Source organism: Streptantibioticus rubrisoli, assembly GCF_024436055.1.
GTDB lineage: Bacteria > Actinomycetota > Actinomycetes > Streptomycetales > Streptomycetaceae > Streptantibioticus_A > Streptantibioticus_A rubrisoli.
Map to the genome: position 1 here is coordinate 41,856 of NZ_JANFNH010000011.1, position 18,634 is coordinate 60,489.

At 69.1% G+C, this 18,634-nt stretch carries 16 protein-coding genes and 1 tRNA gene; 3 read left to right on the forward strand and 14 right to left on the reverse strand.

Translation table 11 applies throughout. The features are described 5' to 3' along the window. Positions 1–27 precede the first annotated feature (27 nt). Together NON19_RS13320 and NON19_RS13325 are read right to left on the reverse strand one after the other, a co-directional pair. A complete protein-coding gene (locus NON19_RS13320; protein WP_372514124.1) occupies positions 28–516 on the reverse strand; it encodes an ATP-binding protein in 489 nt (162 codons plus the stop codon). Between the two features lie 230 nt (positions 517–746). Beyond that, entirely contained in the window at positions 747–1,580 is an 834-nt protein-coding gene (locus NON19_RS13325; RefSeq protein WP_255927665.1) for a glycerophosphodiester phosphodiesterase, read from the reverse strand. A gap of 215 nt (positions 1,581–1,795) precedes the next feature. On the opposite strand from NON19_RS13325, the gene NON19_RS13330 reads away from it, so the two are divergent. Together NON19_RS13330 and NON19_RS13335 are read left to right on the forward strand one after the other, a co-directional pair. Continuing rightward, positions 1,796–3,235 carry a S1C family serine protease gene (locus tag NON19_RS13330; RefSeq protein WP_255927667.1) on the forward strand — a complete coding sequence of 480 codons (1,440 nt, stop codon included), beginning with the start codon at positions 1,796–1,798 and terminating at the stop codon, positions 3,233–3,235. 58 nt (positions 3,236–3,293) lie between these two features. Next, positions 3,294–3,380: transfer RNA gene (locus NON19_RS13335), tRNA-Ser, on the forward strand. A gap of 135 nt (positions 3,381–3,515) precedes the next feature. Here the strand turns inward: NON19_RS13335 and NON19_RS13340 are convergent. From NON19_RS13340 to NON19_RS13390, 11 genes are all read right to left on the reverse strand, one after another. Beyond that, entirely contained in the window at positions 3,516–4,931 is a 1,416-nt protein-coding gene (locus NON19_RS13340; RefSeq protein ID WP_255927669.1) for a tyrosine-type recombinase/integrase, read from the reverse strand. Positions 4,932–4,991: 60 nt separating this feature from the next. Further along, the gene (locus NON19_RS13345; RefSeq protein ID WP_255927671.1) at positions 4,992–5,180 is read right to left on the reverse strand and encodes a helix-turn-helix transcriptional regulator; all 189 of its coding nucleotides are present in this window, start codon (positions 5,178–5,180) and stop codon (positions 4,992–4,994) included. Between the two features lie 584 nt (positions 5,181–5,764). After that, a complete protein-coding gene (locus NON19_RS13350; RefSeq protein WP_255927673.1) occupies positions 5,765–7,240 on the reverse strand; it encodes an AICE element replication initiation protein in 1,476 nt (491 codons plus the stop codon). 2 nt (positions 7,241–7,242) lie between these two features. Next, positions 7,243–8,103: a bifunctional DNA primase/polymerase gene (locus NON19_RS13355; RefSeq protein WP_255927675.1), complete on the reverse strand. Its 861-nt coding sequence runs from the start codon at positions 8,101–8,103 to the stop codon at positions 7,243–7,245. 84 nt (positions 8,104–8,187) lie between these two features. Continuing rightward, complete coding sequence (locus tag NON19_RS13360) at positions 8,188–8,706, reverse strand: hypothetical protein (protein ID WP_255927677.1); 519 nt, start codon at positions 8,704–8,706, stop codon at positions 8,188–8,190. 209 nt (positions 8,707–8,915) lie between these two features. Continuing rightward, a complete protein-coding gene (locus NON19_RS13365) occupies positions 8,916–11,039 on the reverse strand; it encodes a hypothetical protein (RefSeq protein WP_255927679.1) in 2,124 nt (707 codons plus the stop codon). Between the two features lies 1 nt (position 11,040). After that, positions 11,041–12,168, reverse strand: a complete 1,128-nt coding sequence (locus NON19_RS13370; RefSeq protein ID WP_255927681.1) for a hypothetical protein — start codon at positions 12,166–12,168, stop codon at positions 11,041–11,043. 636 nt (positions 12,169–12,804) lie between these two features. Further along, the gene (locus NON19_RS13375; RefSeq protein WP_255927683.1) at positions 12,805–13,644 is read right to left on the reverse strand and encodes a DUF2637 domain-containing protein; all 840 of its coding nucleotides are present in this window, start codon (positions 13,642–13,644) and stop codon (positions 12,805–12,807) included. 132 nt (positions 13,645–13,776) lie between these two features. After that, entirely contained in the window at positions 13,777–14,139 is a 363-nt protein-coding gene (locus NON19_RS13380) for a hypothetical protein (RefSeq protein ID WP_255927685.1), read from the reverse strand. Further along, positions 14,136–14,528 carry an RNA polymerase sigma factor gene (locus NON19_RS13385; RefSeq protein ID WP_255927687.1) on the reverse strand — a complete coding sequence of 131 codons (393 nt, stop codon included), beginning with the start codon at positions 14,526–14,528 and terminating at the stop codon, positions 14,136–14,138. Before NON19_RS13385 ends, NON19_RS13380 begins: the two co-directional genes overlap by 4 nt. 92 nt (positions 14,529–14,620) lie before the next feature. After that, the gene (locus tag NON19_RS13390; RefSeq protein ID WP_255927689.1) at positions 14,621–15,265 is read right to left on the reverse strand and encodes a GGDEF domain-containing protein; all 645 of its coding nucleotides are present in this window, start codon (positions 15,263–15,265) and stop codon (positions 14,621–14,623) included. Positions 15,266–16,265: 1,000 nt separating this feature from the next. Here NON19_RS13390 and NON19_RS13395 point away from each other — a divergent pair. Next, positions 16,266–17,396 (forward strand): helix-turn-helix domain-containing protein, encoded by a 1,131-nt coding sequence (locus NON19_RS13395; RefSeq protein WP_255927691.1) that lies wholly within the window; start codon positions 16,266–16,268, stop codon positions 17,394–17,396. Here NON19_RS13395 and NON19_RS13400 read toward each other — a convergent pair. Then, positions 17,380–18,168, reverse strand: coding sequence for an NUDIX domain-containing protein (locus NON19_RS13400; protein WP_255927693.1), 789 nt, complete (start codon positions 18,166–18,168; stop codon positions 17,380–17,382). The two genes, NON19_RS13395 and NON19_RS13400, sit on opposite strands and share 17 nt — an antisense overlap. Positions 18,169–18,634: the final 466 nt, after the last annotated feature.

Here is an 18,634-nt window from a genome sequence, read left to right on the forward strand (position 1 = left end):
TCCACCAGGGAAGAAACCCGGCTGCCGTCACCCGAGTTCGTCGAAGAGGCCGCCGAGGTCGCCCAGCCCCGCGGGCACCGTCATCCGGGTACCCACGGCATCGCGCCTGATGTGCCGACCGTGCACCGGTAGCACCGCCCACACCGTCATCTCGCCCGGCCCGTCCCTGACGCCCCAGTCGAGGGACAGCGCGCCGACGATGCCGAGCCCCCGGCCGCCGCGCGCGGTCAAGGAGGGGCTGGACGGCTTGGGCCGGGTGGGCCCGCCGCCGTCGGTCACCTCCAGGGTCAACAGTCCGTCCGCGTCCAGCCGCCAGGCCGCGCGGATGCCGGACTCGCGTACGCCCTCGCCGTCACCGTTGATCGGGCGGCCGTGCCGACAGGCGTTGCTCAGCAGCTCCGACAGGACCAGTACCGCGTCGTCCACCACCGCGTCCGGGGTCTGGCACACCGACAGTTCCTCACGCAGTCGCCGACGTGCCGCACCGACCCCCGCCGGACCATGAGGCAGGGCCATTGTCGAGGATGCCGTTACCTCTCGGGCTGCCACCAACGCCACCCCCGCTACCTCCTTCACCCCACGCCACGGATTGGATGCCCCAAAGGACTGGACCGGAAACAGTCCATTCACCATTCCTTGGCGCACTCTTGGTGGTCGAACACGGTCCGAACGCGCCGGTGTACTCCGCGTGTGGGGCAGGTGCCGAAGTGATCCAGCTATCACCGAATCTTGTCTGGTTCCTAGGTTTATCGCCCGAGTTGTTCCAGTACTCGTCTGGGTCGATTGGTGATGATGGCGTCAACTCCCAGGCGAACGCACAGCTCCACGTCCGCGGGATCGTCCACCGTCCAGACGTGAACCCGATGTCCGGCCCGATGCAATCGCGCCACATATCCGGGGTTGGCGCGCAGGATGCGGATGCCGGGGCCGGCGATCCGGGTCCCGGCGGGCAGCCGTCCGTCGCGGTATCTCGGCAGTACGTAACTCATCAGGAATACCGTGGGCAGTTCCGGCGCGACGGTCTGGACCCGGCGCAGCGAGCGTGCCGAGAAACTCATCACGCGTACCTGCGAGCGGCCGTCCACCGGACGCAACAGGTCGAAGCGGCTCAGCAGTTCCAGCAACCGCTGCTCGACCTGGCCCGCCCAGCGCGTCGGATGCTTGGTCTCGATCGCCAACTCGACGCGCCGCTCCGCGCTGACCACGAGTTCCAGCAGCCGCTCCAGGGTGAGCACCGAACTGCGCTCCAGCGGATCGGGCGTCCAACTCTCCCAGTCGGGCGACTCGTACGGGTCCTTCCACGACCCGAAGTCCAGTGCCGTCAGGTCGGCCAGCTCCAGCGCGGAGACCGCACCGCGCCCGTTGGACGTACGGTTGACGCGGCGATCGTGCACACAGACCAGGTGGCCGTCGGCGGTGAGCCGTACGTCGCACTCCAGCGCGTCGGCGCCGTCCTCGATCGCCTTGCGGTAGGCGGCGAGGGTGTGTTCGGGGGCGTCTTCCGACGCGCCGCGGTGAGCGACGACTTGAATGGCCTTCGGGCCGGGCTGGGCATCTCCGGCCTGGTACGCGTGGGTCACGAGGTTATCGTGCCATCGTCTGGTGACAGAGTCCGATTGACCGGAGTTGTCCGCTTCATAAGAGATGGCCGTTTCGCCGCTTATAAAGGACGGTGGCCGCCTGGGCGGTGGCTGCTTACCGTGGTCCGACGGCCCATGCGAAACACTGTGCTACGGCACAGTCATCCCATCAGTCCGCATCGCGTCCCATCGCGCACCTTCGAGGAGATACAGCTGTGAGCACCGAGAACGAGGGCGGCCTCCCCGCCTCCGGGCAGGACGGTGGCGGCTGGCCCATGGAGGGCGAGCCGGGCGTCTCGGAGCAGCCCCGCGACACCGCGCAGATGCCCACCGTCCCCCCGACGTACCCCACCACGCCGCCTCCGGTAACGCCGTCGGCCTTCTCCACCCCCGGCCAGCCCGCTCCGCCGCCGGGCCAGCCCCCGCTCGGGCAGCAGCCGCTTGGGCAGCAGCCGCTTGGGCAGGAGTCGCCGAACGGCCCTCAGGACCCGTACGGTTCGTACGCGCTGAGCCCCGCGCCCGAGCCGAAGCGCCGTGGCGCGGGCGGTCTGATCGCCGCCGTCATCGTGGCCGCGCTGGTCGCGGGTGGTGTCGGCGGTGGCATCGGCTACTGGGCGGCCGACCGCGCCGGGGGCGGCTCGACCACGGTGTCGTCCGCCGTCGACCCCAAGGCGCTCAACCGGCCGCCCAACTCGGTGGCCGGAATAGCCAACAGGGCGCTCCCCAGCGTGGTGACGATCAACGCCAGCGGCAGCCAGGAGAGCGGCACCGGCACCGGCTTCGTCTACGACACGCAGGGCCACATCCTCACCAACAACCACGTGGTCGCCCCCGCCGCGGGCGGCGGCAAGCTGACCGTCACCTTCTCCAACGGCAAGACGTACGACGCCGAGGTGGTCGGCCGAGCCCAGGGCTACGACATCGCCGTGATCAAGCTCAAGAACGCGGGCGACGCCAAGCTGACCCCGCTGCCGCTGGGCGACTCCAACCAGGCCCAGGTCGGTGACTCGACCATCGCCATCGGTGCGCCCTTCGGCCTGTCGGGCACGGTCACCACGGGCATCGTCAGCGCCAAGAACCGCCCGGTCGCCTCCAGCGACGGTCAGGGCTCGACCGCCTCCTACATGAGCGCCCTGCAGACCGACGCCTCCATCAACCCCGGCAACTCCGGCGGCCCGCTGCTCAACGCCAACGGCGCGGTCATCGGCGTCAACTCCGCCATCCAGTCGGCCAACAACGGCGGCGGGAACATGTTCGGCGGCTCGTCGCAGGCGGGCAGCATCGGTCTGGGCTTCGCCATCCCGATCAACGAGGCGAAGTACGTCGCCGACACCCTGATCAAGACCGGTCAGCCGGTGTACGCGGTGATGGGCCTGTCCGTGAACATGAACTACAACGGCCAGGGCGCCCAGATCTCCGACAACGGCGCGGGCGGCGGCTCCGCGGTCACCCCGGGCGGCCCGGGCGACAAGGCGGGCCTCAAGGCGGGCGACGTGATCACCAAGCTGGACGACACCATGATCGACAGCGGCCCGACCCTGATCGGCACGATCTGGCAGCACCGCCCCGGTGACAAGGTCCAGGTCACCTACCAGCGCGACGGCTCCACCCACACCACCACGGTCACCCTGGGCGAACGCAAGGGCGACAGCTGACCGACAAGATCCCCCCGAACCGGCTAGGCTGTCCCTCGCGTCGCCCAGACGACGCGGGGGAGAGTTGCCCGAGCGGCCTAAGGGAACGGTCTTGAAAACCGTCGTGGCAGCGATGTCACCGTGGGTTCAAATCCCACACTCTCCGCGCAGGTCAGCTTAGTTGCTGGTCGGAAGGGGTGCCCGGTCATCGGAGCACCCCTTTCGCGTGCAGGCCTGTCTCACCTTTTCTCGCGCGTATCCCAGGTCTGACCAGTGCGTATGGGCCATCTGTGGGCCAGCGTCAGGGCTGGTCCCCCTCACCAAGCGCGCGGGCGATCAGGTTGTTGGAGTGCTGCTGCCCACCCTTGAGGATCTTGGCGTAGAAGCGGTAGAGCACGGCGATGCTGTGCCCGGCCCGGGCCGCGACCTCCGCAGGGTCTACCCCCGACTTGATCCAGAGGGAGACCCCCGCATGCCGCAGGGAGTACGGCACCGCCGCGAGCGCGGACGAGACCTCGCGGCGAGAGAGCACGGCTTTGCGAGCTTTCTCCCAGACGGCGCAATACTCCGTGGACGCCACCCGCCCACCCCGCGCCGCCCGGAACAGTCGGCCGTCGTCGGCTGTGCCGTATTGGGCAATGTGCTCACGGAGTAGATGAACCAAAACAGGCGGGATGGGCAGGGTCCGCGTCGCGCCGCGCTTACGGCGCTTGAGACCGCGCGTCTCGTACGACATGCCGTCGTCTGTCCAGCCCCCGCCAACCTCTGGGCGACTCTCGCCGAGCAGTAGTTCGCCCCATTTCTGCACAGAATCAGGCGAGTTGGGCGGCAGAGTGCAGTCTGATTCCTTGAGTGCGACAACTTCGCTCGGCCGCATAGCCGCGTAGTACAGGCATGCGAAGAATGCGTGCAAGTGCTTGCCGCGTGGCCCGGAGTCGCGAACGGCCCCAAGCAAGGCACGCGCAACGTCCGGGCCTGGCACGTACCGGAAATCAATCTCGTCGTCGCTCTCCGCTGGCGTCCAGTCCACACGCGGCAAAGGGTTCGCCGCCAGCAGGCCCCTTTCCTCGACTGTGTAGCGCAGCACGTTGCTCAGCACCATGCGCTTGCGTCGGGTCGTGTTCTCTGCCGCCTTGCTCCCGTCCAGCCGGAGCGAGATGGCTTCCAGGGCGGGACGCAGAAGCGAAGGGTCATCCAAGTCCTTGACCTTGAGCGAACGAGCGGCAATCCACTCCAGTGCGGAGCGGATCTCGGCGGGCGGCTCCTCGACGACGTGCCGCGACACCCAGACCCCCTCCGGACTGCGAACCGCCCGGAACGCCCACTGATACAGCGCGGCACGCATCACTGCCGGGCGGGGCTCTCCGCGCCTGCTGGTGACGAGCGTAGGAGTGACGACGGCGAGCGATTCCGCGATGCTTGCCCGGTGCTTGGCGGCGGCACGCGGCCACTTCATGAGCACGTACCCCGTGGCGTGCTCGTACCAGGAAGGGGAAGTGCGCGCCATCAACTCACCTGCGGGAAGGCCGGTCTCCTCGTCGAATTGCTGGTGGTCGCGAAGAGCTGCCATCAACTCTGCCCGGCGCCCGTCCGCCTGCGGCTTGAGCTTGAAACTGCGGGAGTGGGGCCGCTCGCCAACCCTCCAGCGGAGCTCCCACGGCTTCGGGCGTCCGGAGCGCTTGCGGATGGACCAGATGTCGACGTCGTACGTGAGCATGTCTCTCCAAGCAGAACGAGGGGCCCGCGCTCAGCGCGGGCCCCAGTGAAGCGATCGGATTTACGCGGCGCGCTGCTTGCAGCGCTCCCACCAGGCGTCGAGGTCGGCGCGGCTGACGCGGAGTTGGCCGTTCGGGAGCTTCTGGAGACGTGGGGCTTGGCCGCGGGCGCGCATGCGGTAGAAGGCGGCGCGGCTCATGTCGATCTCTTCGAGGACTTCGGAGAGCTTGAGCATCTTCGGGCGAGCCATCGTTACGACTCCTCGTCTCGGGCCTTCTGGGGAATCCGCAACATCCGCCACGCCGCAACATTGCTGGTCAAACGGCTTGTGTTTGGGGCGAATAGCGGTTTGTGGCGGATAGATGCCGCCGCGCGCGGGCGCGGCGGGCCGTGCTAGTCGGGTTGTTCTCGGGGCGGGTGCCCGCGTCTGTCCGAGGTGTGGATTTCTGCGTCATTGCGTCAGCAGCGTCATTTCTGCTTCTGACCTGCGGTTTTGTGTGACGCGATGGTTTAGGGGTGCGTCAGCGGCGCGTCATGGGTTGCGTCATGGGGTGACGCAGATGACGCAGGATGACGCAGAGGCCGGAGTCTGCGTCATGCCTTTCGCCGCAGGTCAGGGGCCGTTTTTCGTCCTGCGTGACGCAGATGACGCAGCGTCTTTCCTCTTAGGACAAAAGAGGGGGTGGTGTCTGTTGTAGTGCGTGCCTTACAGCGTGAAGAAGGAGCCGCTGCGCGGCGCGTCCTTGGGGCGGCGCGTTGCGCCGAACTGCAAGAGGAGCACGCCCGGGCGGTGGTGCTCTTCTTGCTTGTCCGGGCGAGCGTGCGGATCGCGGGTCAGAGCAGCCGCTTCTGCTCGTGTGGGGGCGGGGTGGCCAGGCGAGTCATTTCGAGGTAGCGGCCTGCGCTGGTGCGCCCCCAGTCGATGAGGACGCCACGGGCGGCCAGGGTGGGCTGTAGGCGCTTGAGCCGGTCGGAGAGGACCTTGCCCGTGGTCGGCCACCCCTTGGGCAAAGGCCGCAGCTCGTCGCTGCTGTAGAGGCTGCTGAGGAGGTGCAGCCACTCGGTGGACGTCATCCGCTGGTCCGCGCCTGGGGCGAGGGTGTCGGCGTGCCTGAGGACGGTCTGCGCGAGCAGGTCGCCCTCGATCACGTCGTCGTTCAGGTCGTCCAGACTGGCCCGGTAGGCGGTGAGCGCTCCGAGTCCGGTAGCGGCGTCGAGCTGCGCGCACAGGTGGGCGAAGTCCGCCATCCGCAGATCAGTAGGCGTTTCTGCCTCCGCCCCACGGACCTTGACCGTGAGGTCCAGGAGAGACCCGAGAACGACAGGCAGAACCTCCGCGTACTCGGCCCACAACTCCGCCTCGGTGCGCCGGACTTTCGGTCGCTCCAGACGCAGCGGCAGGAGCCGTTCCGCGAGGTCGGGGCGGATGACGCCGACATCGATGCCGGTTAGCAGCAAAGGGCGGCGGTAGCCGACGCGGAACACGTCCCCATCGGTCCACAGAGCACGCTTGACGTTCTCGGCGCCGGTGACGATGCAGCACATCGCGTCGGACAGGTCCGGGGTCATGTGGGAGAGGTTGTCCAGGGCGGTGACCCACCCGGCCGCTACCGCCGCGATCAGGTTCTCCTCGTCTCTCGGGGCGCGGCGCAGGTCGCCGCTCATGCCCTCCACGATCCGCACGAGCATGCGCCCGCCGGTGGACTTGCCCGCGCCCTGCGGCCCGGTGAGGAACGGCGCGGGAACGGGCACCGACGGTTCGAGGCAGCCGATCAGCCAGGCGATGGCCAGGCATTCGGTCTCCGCGTTGGCGAAGTTGCACAGCCTGAGCAGGAGGTCGATGCCCTTGCCGTTGGTGTCCTTGGTCGGCAGGGGCAGTTCTCCGGTGAGCTGGGTGCGCCGCCAGCACACCTCGCGCGGGTCGGGGATGGCAATGTCCCAGCCGGTGGGATGGATGCGGACGGACTGCCCGTCGTCGCGGCCCAGGTCCAGCCAGGTCGCGCCGTCGAATCCGGGCGCGACGCGGATGTGGACAGACTGCACGTCCTCGGTCAGCGCGAGTGCTTCGATCAAGTCCAACGCCTCCTTGAGCGCGGTCCCGTTGAACACGCCGCACCCGTCCTTGAACAGGCCGACCATGAGTTCCTGGCGGTGGCTGCCCGTCGTGCCCTGGGAGCGCATCGGGCGGGCCACGGGGTGGCCGTTCCTCTGCGCGTACACGGTCCCGTCGGCGGTGCGGAAGTACCGGAAGTGGGCCCGGGCGTAGTCGGTGATGACCTCGCGGGCCGGGGTCTTCTCGTCGTCGGACATGGCTACAGTCCCAAGCGGTTACGGGCGTTGGCCCAGGCGTCCGTGCAGTGCCGGGGCGACTCCCCCTTGGCCTGGGCGGCGGTGAACAGTCGCGCGACGTGGGCCTCGGTGAGGCAGCCGCACCGGCCATGGACGGACAGCACAGCGAGGAAGGTGCTGTAGACGGTGTTGTGGATCGCGCTGTCGGCTTCGGCGATGCGCTGCTCTGCCATGGCGATGCCACGCTCCAGGTACGCGGGCGTGCGGTGACGGCACGCCCCTGCCTCGGCCCCTGCGGGCACGGCGATGGCCTGCGGTGCGGGCTGGACGGTGGGGGGCTCCTTCACGACGAGGGCGCGGACGGTATCCGGCAAGGCGGTCATGGTGCCGGTGCCGGGTCCGAGCCAACGGGCATACGACATCAGCGATTTGATATCCACGCCCGGCCGAACCTTGTTGGCCGACCGCATGGCCCCGCGGTAGATCCAGTGCTCCCCGCGGGTGGTGGGCACGGTCTGCGTGGCTGGCAGGTTCTCGCGCGCCCACGTAATCGCCTCGGCGTTGTCCAGGTCCACGACCGTCAGCCACGCCCCGCCGGGGTGGTAGGCGACCGCGGTCGCCCGTACCCATGCGCGGCGCCAGACGCCGGAGCGGATGACGCCCGGGTCGGTGGTTGCGGCGGCCCATGCGTGGCAGGGGGCGGGGCAGGCGCAGCGCCCGGCGTCCTTCATGTTGGGTCGGCCGCCGCAGGCGTTGTTAGCGCAGGCCCGGCAGTTGCCGAACGGCACCTTCCCGGCCCGTAGCGGCAGCACCGGCACGCCGGAGGCTGCCAGGGAAAGAGCGGTCCGCAGGTGCTCTCCCCGAATGTCGGTCGGTTGCGTCATGCTGGGAGACCTCCACAGGTCAGTTGATGGCAGGTGGACAAGGGCGGCCCGGTCTTTCGCGAGAGGGGGCCGCCCTGGTCGTTGTCAGCGGTGGAGTTCGTTGCGGTTGCGAGCGATCAGCCCGTACGCGGGGGCGGTGATCGTGTTGGTTTCCTGCCGGACCGGTCCGGCGTAGTGGTGGTGGGTTTCGGTGTGGGCGGTCTTGAGGGCCCGCAGGGCGGATCCGATCGCTGCGGCGACCGCGGCCACGGCCGCGATCGGGAGGGTGACGAACAGGACGCTGGTCAACGTCACGGCGGCGAATCCCTGGCAGGCGAGCCAGATCCCGCAGCCGACGCCGACAAACGCGGCGCCGGTACCGATGCTCGCGACGGCGGTGCCCGCGGCCCAGGCGGGCACCATCCGGCGGTCGGGCTGGGGAACCGGCGGGGTGGTGCCGTAGGCGGGCAAGGGGGCGGTGTCCCGGTAGGACGTCGGCGTGTGTGTCACGGGCCGGTAGGCGTCGGCGATGATCCGGCGGGCTTCGGCGTTGACTTCGGCGTCGCTCATCCGCGCGTAGGGGTGACTCGAGTCGGGGGTGCTCTCGCCCGGGGTGGGGTGCACAACGGGGTCCTTTCAACGCGGCGGGCCGCACCCCGCGTTGGGGAGCGGCCCGCGCCGTGCTTGTCGCCTGGCTTGTCGTCTGGCTTGTCGTGAGAGCTTGTCGCTTGTCTTGTCTTGTCGCCTGTCGCCTCCCAGGTCACAAGCCGTTTTCGAGCCCCAGGGCCGCCGCAACGGCTTGTGTTCGGAACGGGGCGACAAGCGAGAAGTGATCAGCCCTCGGGGGGTTGATCGGGGGCGTGCTGGCGGTGGACGTAGCGGGCTTTGGTGCCCTCCCCTACACGGACGGCGGTGCCGTCCTTGACCCATGCCTTGAGCCAGCCGACGACCGTCTGACGGGTTGTGCCGTACTGGTCTGCCAAGGCGCGGGCGATGGCGGATGCTCCGGTGCCCTCACGTCCGGCGGCGAGCAGCAGCGCGAGCGCGGCCTGTTGGGCGGGGCTGTCCTGCTCACCCCGCAGCGCGGAGAGGTTCAGCCCCGGCATGTTGTCGCTGGGGTCGTTGTCGCGGTCTGGTTCGGGGGTGGTGCCGAACCGTTCGTCGATCTCGCGCATGAACCGCCGGGCGAGTTGGTCGGCCTGGTCGTCGGTCTCTTGGTCGCGTAGGGCCCGCAGGTTCAGTCCGCCACCGATGGACGGGTGCGGGTCAGCGTCCTTGCTGGGGCTCTGCGGTGGTTGCTCGACGGGGTGAGCGTCGCGCATCCACGCGATGCGGTCGGCATCCCAGCGCTGGGCGTAGGCGTCCCCAGCAGCCTGCGCGGAGACGGCGTCCAGCGTCGGGTGACGGGTGGAGGTGGCGGCCACGATGTCCCGGATCTGGTTGGGCAGGATCCGCCACGCTTTGAACAGGGCGGCGGGGGACTCTGGCGTGCCCATGAACCCGGCTCCCTTGTACGGGGCTTGGTCCACTCGTAGCCCGCGGCGGCCGGGGAACATCTTGCCCAGGTCCATGCCCTCGGTCTCGCCGCCGGTGAGGGCGACGCGGACTTTGGCTTCGCGGCGGATCATCAGGTTGCCCAGCACGCTGCCGGTCGCACCGAGGGCGGTCAGGATGGTGCGGATGCCCATGGCGCGCAGCATGCGGATGACTTCCAGGATCTTCGCGGCGAGCTGCTTCATCTGCCGGTCGGTGCTGGTCAGGATCTCCGCGCCCTCATCGATGACCAACAGGATCTGAGGAATCTTGGCGCTGATCGGGAGCAGGTCGGTGTTCTTCTCGGCCAGCAAACCCTGGTAGGCCTTCTTGCGGTGCAGCCCGATGGCCAGCGCCGTATCGAGCATCAGCATGGCCTCCTCATGGGAAGCGGCCAGCCAGTCGATGCCGGGCCGAACGGGCTTGCCGTCCTCCCGCTCGATCTCGCCGTTCAGGGCCGGGAGGACCCAGGGCAGCCCGGCGGATCCGGCGTTCAAGTCGATGACCCAGGTCAGCATGTCCTCGGCGCGGGCGAATCCCGCCAGGATCTCGTGCACCAGATTCGTCTTGCCCGAGCCGGTCGGACCGACGACCAGGGCGCACTGTTCGCGCAGGTAAGCGCGCACGATGTCCCCGTTGGTGCGCACGCCCCACGGGATGCCGGTCAGCACCGACAAGGGCCCGTAGTCGTCAGGGTAGAAACAGTCTTCCTTCAGGACGTTGACGGTGGTCACGTCCAGAATGGCCCGGCCCTGGTGGATGCCGGGGGAGGCGGTGGCGGTGCAGCCGTGGGGGAGTTTGGCATCCGCGGACAGGGCCACGGAGTACTGGGCGATGCGGTCGTAGGTGATACCGCCCTGCGGTTCCAGGTCCAAGGAGTACCCCGTTCCGGTCTGCCACTTCTCCACAGCCAGCACCCGTACGGTGATGTTGCAGATCCGCTGGATCCGCTCCACCCATTCCGCGGCGATCGCCCGGCGCTCCGCGGACAACTCCCGCGCGATCTGCCGCTGCTGGGCGGCGATCGCCTCCTCCTCACGGGCCTCCTCATACAGAGCCGTGGAGCGGGCGGCGGCGCCGATGCCGACGCCGATGGTGGCCAGCGATCCGAGCGCGGCCCAGGTCAGCGGTCCGTGGGTGATGGCCCAGGTAGTCCACCCGGCCCCGACGAGCCAGGAGGCGGCGCGGGTGGCCAGGGTGCGTCCGGCGTTGCGTACCCGCAGCCCGGCGACGGTGTGGCCGATGGCGCCCGCGGCGCCGACGGCCAGGGCCCAGCCTGGGGGCATGCCGGTTGCTGCGCCGGTGGTGGCGACGGCGAAGGCTCCGGTGGTGGCGGACAGGGCGCCGGTCACGGGTCCGTGACCGGCGGCCCAGTCCAGCACCGGGCCACTGCTGTTGTTGTTGGCGGTGGCAGTGCTGGTCATTTCAGACGTTCCATCCCTTCTCGGCGTCGGGGCCGTTGCGGGGGTCCTCGTGGCGGGCGATGTCCTGGGCGTGTACCTGCCGAAACAGCGGGCCCATGTCCTCCGCGACGGCGACGGCGCTCATCAGGGCGCCGAAGATGTCGTTGAACCCGTCGGCGATCTCCTTCTCCAGCGGGAACTCGCTGTCGGAGCGCTCGGCGAGGGTCTTCATTACGTTCGCCACGCTGGTCAGCGCGGCGGGCAGCCCTTCGACCATGGCCAGGATCTCCATGGCGTTCTCGGGCTCGTAGGAGTTGGCGGCCTGCTCCATCTCGGATGCGGCCTCTTCAAACTGGAATCCGGACACGTGCTCTCCTTCACTCACCTCGGGTGGAGTGCTGGTGGGGACCTCGACGGCCGCGCGCTCGACGCCTTGACCCGGCCCCTGCGATCCGTCCTTGGCGGCCTCCGCGTCTGCTGCGGACTCCTGCTCGCGCAGGTCCTTGCGGGTGGCCTCGTCCCGCTCCGCGCGCTGCTCGGCAGCCGTGCGCACCAGACGCCGATACAGGCGGCGGCCGGGGTACATCAGCCACGGGATGCCGAACTTGCGCCCGATCGGCGTGGTCAGGCAGCCGAGCAGGCCGATCGGCAGCGCGAGCAGGGCGGCGAGCAGGCGACGGCCGTGGAAACGGGCCGCAGACCGGCGCAGCGCCTTCCGGGCCGCCTTGCGCGCGGGGGCCTTGCGGACTGCTGCCCGCTGCGCGGCCACCGTGGCACCGGTCTTGGCGTCGCGTTTGGCGCGGTTCTTGGCGATCGCCGCATCCCGTGCGGCACGGGCCTTGCGGGCGGCACCGCCCAGCAGGCGGCCCCGGCCGTTCTCGCGCTTGCCCAACCGGCTGCCGCCAGTCGCCGCTTTGCGGCGGGCGTCGGCGACCGCGCGGCGGGCCGCAGTGGTCTGCGCCCGCTTACCAGCGCGGGACCCGGCCGCGGCCTGCTGCGCGGCTCGCAGCGCCTTTATCTGCCCGACCCGGCCGGTACGGCCCAGTACGCCCCGGCCAGTCTGACCAGCCTTATTGCGGGTCTTCCCGCTGGTGGAGGTGCTGCCGTGGCGGGCCGCCGGGCCGGTGCCGCGGCGGCGTTGGCCCGGCACGCTGCTCGACCGGCCGCTGAAGCGACCAGCACGAGAGACAGGCGAACGGCCTCCCGTTGCCCCTGTGCCGCTGCGGCGCAGGCCCGCACTGCGGGCAGCCGCACGGCCAGCGGCACGCGCCGTGGCCCGGCGGGCTTCGCGGCGCGCGTTGGGCTTGCGCTTGCGGGTGGCGGCAAACGTTCCGAGAACCACCGCCCCGGTCGTAGCCACGATCGCAGCGATCGGGCCCCCGGCCAGCGACGCGGTAGCGACCGTGCCCACGGTCGCATTCGCCCCGGTCAAAGCGAGCGGGACAACCGGCCAGCCGCCGGGCGTGTGCTCCACCTCCTTCGCCGCCTGCGCCGTGGTGGTGTGCGGCCCAGGTGTCGGGGGCGGCGCGGTCGGGGCAGCCTCAACGGCTATCGGCTCAATGCTGAGTTCCGTCATGCTGAGTGCACTCCTCTCTGGGGAGTAGGGCCCGGCCGGGGCCGTGGAACGTGCCGGCCGGGCCCGCCAACGGGTTCATGCAACGCGCTGTCCTTCAGGCCCGAGCGCATGCTGGCGCCCGGGTTACCAGGCCCTTCCGAGGCGAGCCGGAAGGTGTAGATGGGGATGCCGTACGTGGCGCCGGTCGGGTTGTAGAACCGCATGGCGCGGTCAACTCGCGATGGTCGCTGGGAAGCTGGCGAGGTACGGCTCGCGGTTCTTGACCCGGCCGCGGGCGGTGCGGGCCGTCGACTCCGACGCGCCCAACCCTGCGGCGACCATGGCAGCCGTCATCTGGCTCGTGGTCGGCTGAGCCCCCAACGTGCCGTACAGGGCCCGCACCAGTCCGTCGACGCGGTTGGCGTAGACGACCGGCGGGCACACACCGACGGCCGTCGACGCCGCCTCGACGGCAGGTTCGGACGACGCCAACTCTGGCACCGCCGCAGCCTTGACGGCATCCGGCGAGGCGTCGGCCACCTTGGGCCGGTCGACGGCCACGCCGGTGGGCGTCGACGGGTGCTCGACGGGCGTCACCACCCGCCGGGCCAGGTAGGCGTGGACCTGCCGCATCAGGGCGCCGAAGGCGAGCAAGGCGGCGACCGGTGGCACGGCGGCCACCACGTAGTCCATGGGCTGGGCCTGTGCTCCCACGCCCGCCACGTTCAACGCGATGGAACCGCCGGAACCAATGCTGGCCAGGGCGACCGCCCACCCGTCCACACGGCGCGCCAACGACGCGCGCAGGATGAGCAGTTCACCGATGACGATGAACAGGTCGACGGTGGCGGGCCACGCCCACGACCGCACGGCGGCGTCACCCATGCCATGACGGGCGGCGACCTCTTGCAGGTGCTCGTAGCTCAGCCAGAACGCCGCGGCCGTCAACACCACGGTGAGTGCCCCCGCCAACGCGGTGATCACGCCCTCGACGGTGACGGACGACGACGTCCCGTCGACGCCGGTCGACCGCACCCGGCCGCGGCTTGTCTTCGCACGGTCGGCGATCATCACGCACCTCCTTCGAGGTGACGGGCGTCGTGGCCGTCGGGCCGTCCGGCGTGACGGCCGTTGACAGCGCTCATGACGCACCGCCTTGCTGGGAGGGGGCGACGTAGCGCAGGCCGGTGGTGGTGATACGGATCATGCATGCACCGCCGCACCAACGTTGGCGCGGTCGCGCGTACGGGCCAGGGATTCGCCGAAGCCGACCAGCATCAGCTCAGCCCCAGCGAACTCGCGGCGCGCTCGCAGCATCCAGATGCGGCCCGCATTCAGCTCGATGAACTCCACGTCCGCGGCAGCGATGCTCAATGCGGCCCGCCACGTCTCGAACAGCCCCAGATCGTCGTAGAGCGACAGCTCCAGCTGGTTCGGGTAGACGCTGGAGATCTTCACCGACGGCGCGGGCAGACCAGCGAAGTCCACCGCCAGTACCCGCAGCGCGGTCAGCGGGGCGGACAGGTCGGCGACCTGGCCGCGGGTGAAAATGCTGCGCTCGTTCATGCCGCAACCTCCAGCACAGCAGCGGTGCGGCCCACGGCGGCGTGTGCGGCCTGACGGGCAGCGGCCATGTCCTCGGCCGTGCGGGCCGGGGGCAACATGGCGCCGGTGTCGGCGGACTGCACGTGTCGGCGTGTGGCTTGGTAGTGGTCGACCACGACGCGTGCGCCGATGGCCAGCAGCCAGGCGTAGGCGTCGTCGGCGCCCGACGGGCAGTGGTGGATGTTCTGGGCGGCGTGGGCCCAGGTTCGGCTGGCGAGTTCGGGAGCGTGGTGCCAGTCGTAGCGGCCCAACTTGGCCGTCAGGTACGCCTCGACCTTGGGGGCGTAGACGTCGAACAGGCGGGTCAGACGTGCCTGATCGGCGTTGTGAGCGGCGATAACCTCAAGCATGGGTCGTGCTCCTTCCGAGAGCGGAACGGCCCAGACAGCGGCCCCCGGTGTGTGCTCACCGGGGGCCGCGCTGGCGTTGCGTGTGGGGTGGTTCAGCGGGCGGGGGGTGTGGTGCCGCGTCGTCCGGCGCGGCGGCCGTTGACGGTGGGCGATGCGGGCTGCGGTCCGTCGGCGATGTACCAGCCACCACCGGACCTCTTCGCCGCGTACATCGCCTCATCAGCACGGCGCCACGCCCGCTCCAGCGACGGAACAGGCAGGTCATCGCAGACGAACGCGCCGATGGAAGCGCCCAGCAGCAGCTCGCGGCCGTCGAACGGCACGGGCCCAGCCAGCAGTTGAGCAAGCTCATGCAGGCTGAACGGCAGGTCGGCGGGATGTTGTGGGGTGATGATCGCGGTGAACTCGTCACCGCCCAACCGGCCCGCAACTCCACCCAGCGCGGCGCACCACGCGGACAGCCGTGCGGCGACGGCCACCAGGGCAGCATCCCCAGTCGCGTGCCCGTAGGTGTCGTTGAGGGGCTTGAACCGGTCGAGGTCGACCAGGACCACGGTTGCGCCCGGGGTGCGCAGCAGGCGCTGGGCGCGGGCGGTGAAAGCGTCCCGGGTCCACAACCGGGTCAGCGGGTCGCGACGCGCGGTGTTCAACTGGCGCCGCATCCACAGGCTATGGACGGACCATCCGGCGGCGGCTAACGGGCCGGTGGCAGCGAGGGCGGAGACGACGGTGCTCACCGGCGGTCACCGCTGTCCTGAGCCGTGGCAGTCGGGGCAGGAGTGCCACGTCTGCCGCAGCACCCCGTCGTCGGTCGTTTCCTCGGTGGTCGTCCCGGCGTTTCCGTTGCACGTCGTGCACGGTGGGGCTTCGTAACGCGTGATCACGCGCCGGGTGATGCCGATACGATCCATGGTGGATCGCCTCCTGAGTTTGGTCAGGTGGTGGTCAAGGCCCCGGCCGGTGCTCCAACACCGTTCGGGGCCGCTTCGTTGGAACCGGATCCGGCTCCCCACGCCCCGCCCGTACGAACCTCCGCGCAGTGCGCGGGGCTGGACGGGCGGAGGAGGCAACCGGCCGCAGCACGCGAGGCGCTGCGGAGGCTTGGGATTGGATTGCGCTGTACCTGGCGCGTTTGCCGACGCGCGGGACCGCCTACTTGGCCGAGGAGAGGCGGTGTAATCCCCATACGTTGGCCGGTTGCCGCGGGTCTTTGCGCCCGTCTGCCCTTGCGGGTACGGGTGGCGTCGCTCGCCCGGCCGGACTGCCCCGGTGTCACCCTGAGACAGCCACCAGCCACGTTCTCGGAGGTGTTCCGGCCCCTCCGACCGCCTTTCTGACCTGCTCTGCTCACCCCGACCCCGACCTAGCGGGATTGCGGGCTCAGCCGCTGTCACCTCCCGGATCACCTCCGGGGTCGTCACCAGCGAGACGCACAGATCTCCAGTTGTTGAGCGCACGGCGGCAGGCCGCAGGCCCCTTTGTGCACCGCGAGTCGGAGGCGACTCCGCCTTCTGGTGCGCACCAGAAGGATGGCAGCTGGTGCGCACCAGATTCAAGGGCTCGCGCCGATTCGAGTGGCGGTTGCCCGCCTCGGGTGCACTTCCAGGAGACAGTCCGAGACAGGGGAGCCGGTAGCCAACAGGACTTAACTCCCTTACTGTTAACCCCTGTTGACCTGCGGCGATGTAGGGCATGCTGGGAAGGTCAGTGAGTGGACCTATCGCCGGGCGGTGGTCTGTGAGCACAGGACTTCGGGGCGCGCGAACGGCTCGCGGCTGGTCTCAGGAACGACTGGTTCGCGAGATCGAGCAATACGCCCGACGGCACGTCATGGACGTTGCCTCAACCGCGAGCCTGCGGGTGTACGTGTCCGAGTGGGAGAACGGCAAGCGCGCCATCTCCGACCGCTACGCGGCCATCCTTCGGCAACTCCTCGGGGCTACGGATGCGGAGTTGCGAGAGACAGCGCCCGCCTCAGCGCCTTTGGTGGCCGATGGGTACGACGATTTGCTGAGCAGGATCGACGCTGCCAGCAGCGTCAGCGAATCGATGGTGAAGGCGTTCAACGACCAGACCGAGCTACTGCGCACCATGGACCGTGAGAGGGGTTCCTCGGGGCTGGTCGACCAGATGTCAGGGCATCTTGCAGCCTTGGAGGATGCGTTGAACTTTGCGGTGCTCCCAGGTACACGCCGCCCTGTGGCGCTCGCGCTTGCAGGGGCATCGACGCTTGCCGCATGGCAGGCGCTTGACTCCGGCGCGGTCGAAAGGGCATGGCGACACTACGAAGTTGCCAAGCACGCAGCGCGCGATGCTGAAGCGCCGATGTACCTCGCACACGCGATGGCCGAGCAGGCGCATGTTCTGCGTGAGGCTGGTCGGCCAGCAATGGGCGTCGACCTGGTGCGTGATGCGCAACGCACCCTTGGCCAGGCCGGATCCCCCCGACTCACGGCATGGCTCCACGCTCACGAGGCTGAGATGTGCGCGCACGCCGGTATGCCTGATGAGGCTCGACGCGCGCTCGATGCGGCGATAGCGAGCGTTCCCCCGGGCACGGAGGACCGCGATCCGGATATGTTGAGCATCTTCCTGAATGGTGCTCACCTTGCCCGGTGGCGCGGCAATATCCATGCGTTGCTGGGCGATGAAGACGCGGTGACGAGCCTTTACGACGCTCTAGGAGTGATGGATCCAACCTTCGTCCGGGCGCGTGCCGGACTTCACGCCGACCTCGTCCAGGCTCATCTGGCGCGAGCCGAGTACGACGATGCGAATACGCATCTGAGGCAGGCGCGGCTGTTGGCGAGCCGCACCGGTTCGGTGCGGCAGCGCCGCCGTATTGATCTCCTCAGTGCGCGGCTGTAATGCCTTGCTTGCCCCGGCCCGCCAGGATGTGGAGTAGGGCAACGAGTGTGCCGGAGCCCATCAGTTCGCCGCGAGCCATGAGCCCCGGGACGTCAGCCAACGGAACCCACTCAATGTGCCCCGCCTCTTCCAGGTCTGTCGGCGAACCTACGTTTTCAGCCCCGTGGCCTATGAAGATCTCGTGGGGTGAGTCGACCATGCCGACCATCGGCTGATAGGTGACGACGTGCTCTAGCGACTTCGGCCGCCACCCCGTCTCTTCCACGACTTCCCGAAGCGCCGTATCCGCAGGGGACTCCCCGTCATCCACGATCCCGCCGGGCAGTTCCCAACCGAACTGCTGGGGAACGAAGCGGTATCGCCACATCATGAGCACACGGTCCTGGTCGTCCAGCACTGCCGTGATGGCTACATGGTGCAGCTTCACCACGTGGTGTTCGAAGCGCTTCATGCCGGGCGGCTCCACATCCCAGAGCTGAAGCTTGACCCAACGGTTGTCGTAGAGATCGCGTTCACCGTGGATGCGCCACGGCTCCACCTCATCAGGCGTCTTCACGCTCACTGCCCCCGGCACTCTGTACGAGCTTCGGCCTCGGACTTCCAATGCGCCCTCGGCCACAAGACGGGCCAGCACTTGCCGAAGCGCCGTCCGGCCGATGCTGAGGTCCTCGACCAGGGTGCGCTCTGAGGGGAACTTGTCGCCAGGGGCGTACTTACCGGCGGCGAGCCGCGCGCGAAGCGTTTCGTAGACCTTGGTCGTCTTCGGTCCCATCCGCGGAGCACTCTCCGTTCTGCCGTGGTGCGTACCAGCGTAGCGGGCAAGCGTCACGCTTCCTCCGGTCGAGTCTCGGGCGGAATTTACAAGATCAGGACGAGGTGGGACGGGTTTCGACTACCCGGCCACAGCCTCGGGTAAAGCGGCAGGTCAGACGGGGGCAACCGGGTGATCTTGGGGGGAGCCTCTATACCTATGTGAGGCAAGTGCGGCTCGCTTCGTTGCGGCAGCGCTGTCGTGTCGACGCGTACCTCGCAGACTGGCCTGCGGCACGTGGCTTCCCCTTCCTCGGTCTCGCTGACACTTCCCGACTGCGCCTCTCCGTCTTGACCTTCCCATGTCAGGTGCCTGGGCCACGGCTCACATCTCCAGCGACCAGCTGTCGTTTGTGTTCCGCGTGTCCGGCAGAGCTTGTCGAGTCCACCTTGGCGACACGTACACAGGGACTAGACGCGTGGATCTC